Origin of the sequence: Streptomyces hyderabadensis, assembly GCF_020404845.1 — a bacterium.
GTDB lineage: Bacteria > Actinomycetota > Actinomycetes > Streptomycetales > Streptomycetaceae > Streptomyces > Streptomyces hyderabadensis.
Genome location: NZ_JAIOJZ010000029.1, coordinates 88,672 through 94,671, shown reverse-complemented (window position 1 = coordinate 94,671; position 6,000 = coordinate 88,672). Strand labels below are relative to the sequence as shown.

Here is a 6,000-nt window from a genome sequence, read left to right as displayed (position 1 = left end):
ACGCGGCCGGCCGTTCCTCGTCCCGCAGCGCGTCGACGGCGGCCAGCAACTCGCGCCGGTCCTCGCTCCGGGGCACCTCGGCGGCGGCCCGCTCGTACAGCCGGGCGCCCTCCTCCAGGACCAGTTCCGTGTCCATGCCCGCCGGGATCTTGATGCGCGCGTGGTGCCGCCAGGTGGTGACCGGATCGCTCCACGCCTCCACGGTGTACGACCACAGTCCCGTCCCGGTCGGCGTGACGGTGGCGCCCCAGCGGTCGGTGCCCGGGGCCAGCTCCCGCATCGGCGTCCAGGGACCCGGCCGGCCCTCGGGGTCGCGCAGGACGACGTTGGCGGCGACCGCGTCGTGCCCCTCGCGGAAGACGGTGGCGGAGACCTCGAACGACTCGCCGGTGACGGCCTTGGCCGGTCTGCGCCCCCGCTGGACGACCGGACGGACGTCCAGGACGGGGATGCGCCCGACGACGGTGGCGCTCTCCGCGGGGGATACCGGGGAGGCGGCGGCAGCCGGGGTTGCGGGGGATGCTGACGAGTGGTGCCTGGCGGGCATGACCGCTCCTGTCCGCGTCAACTGGTGGGCGGATGACTCTGGGGAGGTGGGTCCTGCGAGGGGTGTGCGGGGCGTACGCAGGAGCCTTCCCACACTCTTCCGGTGGGCAATCCGGCACTTTGTTAACTACTCGCGCGTATGTCGACAACGCGACACACGCGTCGATCTGACCGTCGCTTTCCCGGATGCCGCTCCCGCAATCAGCGTTCGTCGCGACATGTGCAGCTTTCCGTGCGGGCCGAAGCGCCACAAGAAGGCCGTGGGGGAAAGATCCGGCCATATCGACACGCCGTGCGCGTCAGGTCTGTCCGGCGGATCAGGGCGAAGGCCCCAACAAGGGACAATCGCGCGGTAACGTCGTCCGGGTGAAGGCGATCCGTCGACTGACCGTCCGTCCCGTACTCCCCGACCCCCTCCGGCCGCTCAGTGACCTGGCCCGCAACCTGCGCTGGTCCTGGCACCCGGAGACCCGCGACCTCTTCCAGTCCGTCGACCCCGAGTGCTGGACCGCGTCCGGCCGCGACCCGGTACGGCTGCTCGGCACCGTGCCGCCCGCGCGCCTCGCGGAGCTGGCCGAGGACCGGCGCTTCCTGCGCCGGCTGACCGCGGTGGCCGACGACCTCGACCACTACATGAGCGGCGACCGCTGGTACCAGGCCCAGCCGGGCCGACTCCCGGCCGCCGTGGCCTACTTCTCGCCCGAGTTCGGCATCACCGCCGCGCTGCCCCAGTACTCCGGCGGCCTCGGCATCCTGGCCGGCGACCACCTCAAGGCGGCCAGCGACCTGGGGGTGCCGCTGGTCGGCGTGGGCCTGCTCTACCGCCACGGCTACTTCCGCCAGTCCCTGTCCCGGGACGGCTGGCAGCAGGAGCACTACCCCGTCCTCGACCCGCACGAGCTGCCGCTGGCCCCCCTCAAGGAGCGTGACGGCACCCCCGCGCACGTCGCCCTGGCGCTGCCCGGCGGCCGGGAGCTGCGGGCCCGGATCTGGCTGGCCCAGGTCGGCCGGGTGCCGCTGCTGCTGCTCGACTCCGACGTCGAGGAGAACGACCCCGGCGAACGCGGCGTCACCGACCGGCTCTACGGCGGCGGCAGCGAGCACCGGCTCCTCCAGGAGATGCTGCTCGGCATAGGAGGTGTCCGGGCGGTGCGCACGTACTGCCGGCTCACCGGCCACCCCACGCCGGAGGTGTTCCACACCAACGAGGGCCACGCCGGCTTCCTCGGCCTGGAGCGCATCGCCGAACTGTGCGACGAAGGGCTGGAGTTCGGTGCCGCCCTTGAGGCGGTGCGGGCCGGCACCGTCTTCACCACCCACACCCCCGTCCCGGCCGGCATCGACCGCTTCGACCGCGAGCTGGTCGCCCGCCACTTCGGCCCCGACTCCGAACTGCCGCGCATCGACGTCGAACGCGTCCTCAGGCTCGGCATGGAGACCTACCCCGGGGGAGAACCGAACCTCTTCAACATGGCCGTGATGGGCCTGCGCCTGGCCCAGCGCGCCAACGGCGTCTCGCTGCTGCACGGCGGGGTCAGCCGGGGGATGTTCGCCGGACTGTGGCCCGGCTTCGACGCCGAGGAGGTGCCGATCACCTCCGTCACCAACGGCGTGCACGCCCCGACCTGGGTGGCCCCCGAGGTGTTCCGGCTCGGCGCCCGGCATATCGGCGTGCAGCGGGCCGAGGACGCGCTGGCCGTCGGCGGCTCGGACCGCTGGGACTCGGTCGCCGACATCCCCGACGAGGACATCTGGCAGCTGCGGCGCACCCTGCGCGCCCAGCTCGTCGAGGAGGTGCGCGAGCGGCTGCGCGCCTCCTGGCGCCAGCGGGGCGCCGGGACGGCCGAGCTGGGCTGGATCGACGACGCCCTCGACCCCGACGTGCTCACCATCGGCTTCGCCCGGCGCGTCCCCTCGTACAAGCGGCTCACACTGATGCTGCGCGACCGGGAGCGGCTGACGGAGCTGCTGCTCCATCCCGAGCGGCCGATCCAGATCGTCGTCGCGGGCAAGGCGCACCCGGCCGACGACGGCGGCAAGCGGCTGGTGCAGGAGCTGGTGCGGTTCGCCGACGACCCGCGGGTGCGGCACCGCATCGTGTTCCTGCCCGACTACGGCATGGCGATGGCGCAGAAGCTCTACCCCGGCTGCGACATCTGGCTGAACAACCCGCTGCGTCCGCTGGAGGCCTGCGGCACCTCCGGCATGAAGGCGGCGCTCAACGGCTGCCTCAACCTGTCGGTGCTCGACGGCTGGTGGGACGAGTGGTACCAGCCGGACTTCGGCTGGGCCATCCCCACCGCCGACGGCGTGGGCACCGACCCGGACCGGCGCGACGCCATAGAGGCCAACGCCCTCTACGACCTGCTGGAGCAGCGGATCACCCCGCGCTTCTACGAGCGGGGCGCGAGCGGGCTGCCCGACCGGTGGCTGGAGATGGTGCGCAGGACCCTCAGCCTGCTCGGCCCGAAGGTGCTGGCCGGCCGCATGGTCCGCGAGTACGTCGAGCGGCTGTACGCCCCGGCCGCCGAGGCGCACCGCGCGATGGACCCGGACTCCGCGCGCGGGCTGGCCGAGTGGAAGGCGCGGGTACGGGCGGCCTGGCCCGGAGTGAGCGTCGACCACGTGGAGACGTCCGCCGCCACCGCGGCCGCCGAACTCGGCGCCACGCTCGGCCTGCGGGTGCGGGTGAAGCTCGGCGAACTCGCGCCGGAGGACGTGGAGGTGCAGGCGGTCTCCGGCCGGGTGGACTCCGAGGACCGGATCACCGACGCGGCGAAGGTGCCGCTGAAACCGGTGGGCGGCCCCGACCTGGAGGGCCGCTGGGTGTACGAGGGCCCGCTCGCCCTGGACCGCACCGGTCCCTTCGGCTACACCGTCCGGGTCCTGCCCGCGCACCGGCTGCTGGCCTCCGGCGTGGAGACCGGCCTGGTCGCGGTGCCCTCGGGCGACCTGGTGGAGGCGGCGGGCCTGCTGATGCGGTGAGCCCCGCGGCGGCGGGGCGGCGGACGGCGACGAGGAGGGCTCAGTCCTCCTCGTCGCCGCCGCTCAGCCGCCGCAGGACGGTGCCGCAGCGGCGGGCGTAGGCGTGCTGGAAGGCACGGGCCGCCGGCCCGCCGGCCTTGGCGTACCACTTGGCGGGGCGGCTGAAGGCGTGCACGGTCAGCCATACCGTGCCGTCGCCCGTGCGGTCCACCACGAAGGCCTCCTCGCCGGACTCCGGGTGGCCGGGCAGCGTGCCGTAGGCCCAGCCGGCCCGGCGCGGTTCCTCCAGGGTCCACACCACCCGGCAGGGCGCCTTGATCATGCCGGCGAGGGTGACGGTGACGTCCACGCCGGGCGCGGCACGCTCCGCGCTCGCGTCGATGCCGACCCCCAGCTCCCGGTGCATCTCCCAGGTGAGCACGGCCTCGGCCGCCCGCCGGAACACCGGTTCGCCCTCCCCGAGGCGGGTGCGTACGTGCATGGGGCGGAAGCCGGGCGGGCAGTGGTCCTGCTCGCGGGTGGCGCCGACGTCGTCGTACGTGAAGGACATGGGTCCCAAGAGTAGGGCGGCACCCGGGAACCGCCGGTTCCGGGTGCCGCCCGCCGTGTTGCCGCCGGTGTCGCTCACCGTCGGCTCGCGGGTCCGGTCAGTTCACGTTGATCGCGGTCCAGGCCGCGCCCACCGTCTTGTACTCCGTGCTGTCGGCGCCGTACAGGTCGGACGCCGCGCTCAGGGTCGCCGCGCGGGCGTCGGCGTAGTCGGTGGTCGAGGTCATGTACTCGGTCAGCGCCTTGTACCAGATCTGCAGGGCCTTGGCGCGGCCGATGCCGGTGACCGTGGAGCCGTCGTGGGTGGGGGAGTCGTAGTTCACCCCGTCCACCGTCCGGGCCCCGCTGCCCTCGGCCAGCAGGAAGAAGAAGTGGTTGGCGGGACCGGACGAGTAGTGCACGTCGACGCCGCCGAGACCGGAGTCCCAGTAGTCCTTGGAGGCGCCGTCCTTGCTCGGCTCGTCCATGTAGCGCAGCGGGGTGCCGTCGCCGTTGATGTCGATCTGCTCGCCGATGAGGTAGTCGCCCTTGTCGGTGGAGCTGTCCGCGAAGTACTCCACGCCGGTGCCGAAGATGTCGCTGGTCGCCTCGTTGAGGCCGCCGGACTCGCCGCTGTACTCGAGTCCCGCGGTGTTGGAGGTGACACCGTGGCTCATCTCGTGCCCGGCCACGTCCAGCGAGGTCAGCGGGTTGGTGTTGCCCGAGCCGTCGCCGTAGGTCATGCAGAAGCAGCTGTCCGACCAGAAGGCGTTGACGTAGTTGCTGCCGTAGTGGACGCGGGAGTAGGCCGCCTTGCCGTCGTTCTTGATGCCGTTGCGGCCGAAGGTCTCCTTGTAGAAGTCCCAGGTGACCTGGGCGCCGTAGGCGGCGTCGACGGCGGCGGTCTGGTCCTGCGGGTCGCTGGAGGCGGTGCCGGTGCCCCAGCTGTCGTCGGCGTCGGTGAACAGGGTGCCGGTGCCGGAGGTCTTGCGGGCCAGGTTGTAGGTCTTGTGGCCGCCGCGCCCGGTGTCGTACAGCTGGTACGACGAGCCCGACTTGGTGGTGCCCAGCTCCACCGTGCCCGAGTAGAGGCTCTTGCCGGAGCCGGTCTCGATGCCCTGGTACTCGTACAGCTTGGCGCCGGTGGCGGCGTCGGTGATGACGTGCAGCTCGTTGGGGGTGCCGTCGTCCTGGAGGCCGCCGACCACGGTCTCGTAGGCGAGGACGGGCCTGCCCTCGGCGGCCCAGATCACCTTGCGGGGCGCGGAGTCGGCAGCGGTCTTCGACGACCCGGCGTCCTTCGCGGCGGACAGCGCCTGCTGCTCGGCCTTGGCCGCCCGCACCTTCGGGGTGACGGTGGCGACCTTGATGGCGGCCTTCGTCGCCTTGGTGACGCCTCTGGTGGCGCCGGACTTCGAGGTGTGCACGACGAGGTCGCCGCCGAGGACGGGCAGGCCGTCGTAGGTGCGCTCGTAGCGGGTGTGCACGGTGCCGTCGCGGTCCTTGATCACGTCCTTGACGACCAGCTTCTCCTTGGCGCCCAGGCCCATCTCCCGGGCGGCGTCGGCCGCGCCGGCCTGCTGCTCCCGTATGAGCGCGCTGCGGGCGGAGTCCGACAGCAGGACGGGGGCGCCCGCGAGCGCCGACGGCGCGGTGCTGTCGGCGGCGGCGTTGCCCGCGGTCAGGCCGGTGGTGAGCATCGCTCCGGCGGCGACGGCGGTGGCGAGGGCCAGGGCGGTGCGCTTGTGGCGCGCGAAGAGGGAAGACACACAAGCTCCTTCGGTGGGGGGTACCGGACGGCGTGTGGTGTCCGGCCGGTTACTGCGAAGTGGTGCTGTGGGTGACGGAAGACTGACATCGAAGGCGCGTACATGTCATGAGGGCGTGTTGATGTTGGCTGAAAATCGACGACTGGGTACTTGTTGCGGGCATGTGAAGGCG

At 72.5% G+C, this 6,000-nt stretch carries 4 protein-coding genes; 1 reads left to right on the top strand and 3 read right to left on the bottom strand.

What is annotated here, in order from left to right; all coding sequences use genetic code 11:
• Window positions 1-547: maltotransferase domain-containing protein (locus K7854_RS22635; protein ID WP_226028379.1), on the bottom strand; the 547-nt coding region annotated here is incomplete at its 3' end.
• A 365-nt stretch (window positions 548-912) separates the two neighbouring features.
• On the opposite strand from K7854_RS22635, the gene K7854_RS22630 reads away from it, so the two are divergent.
• The gene (locus K7854_RS22630; RefSeq protein ID WP_226028378.1) at window positions 913-3,531 is read left to right on the top strand and encodes a glycosyltransferase family 1 protein; all 2,619 of its coding nucleotides are present in this window, start codon (window positions 913-915) and stop codon (window positions 3,529-3,531) included.
• Between the two features lie 40 nt (window positions 3,532-3,571).
• Here the strand turns inward: K7854_RS22630 and K7854_RS22625 are convergent, their stop codons facing one another.
• Together K7854_RS22625 and K7854_RS22620 are read right to left on the bottom strand one after the other, a co-directional pair.
• Window positions 3,572-4,081 carry a DUF1990 domain-containing protein gene (locus K7854_RS22625; RefSeq protein ID WP_226028377.1) on the bottom strand — a complete coding sequence of 170 codons (510 nt, stop codon included), beginning with the start codon at window positions 4,079-4,081 and terminating at the stop codon, window positions 3,572-3,574.
• 97 nt (window positions 4,082-4,178) lie between these two features.
• Window positions 4,179-5,828 carry a M4 family metallopeptidase gene (locus K7854_RS22620; RefSeq protein WP_226028376.1) on the bottom strand — a complete coding sequence of 550 codons (1,650 nt, stop codon included), beginning with the start codon at window positions 5,826-5,828 and terminating at the stop codon, window positions 4,179-4,181.
• Window positions 5,829-6,000: the final 172 nt, after the last annotated feature.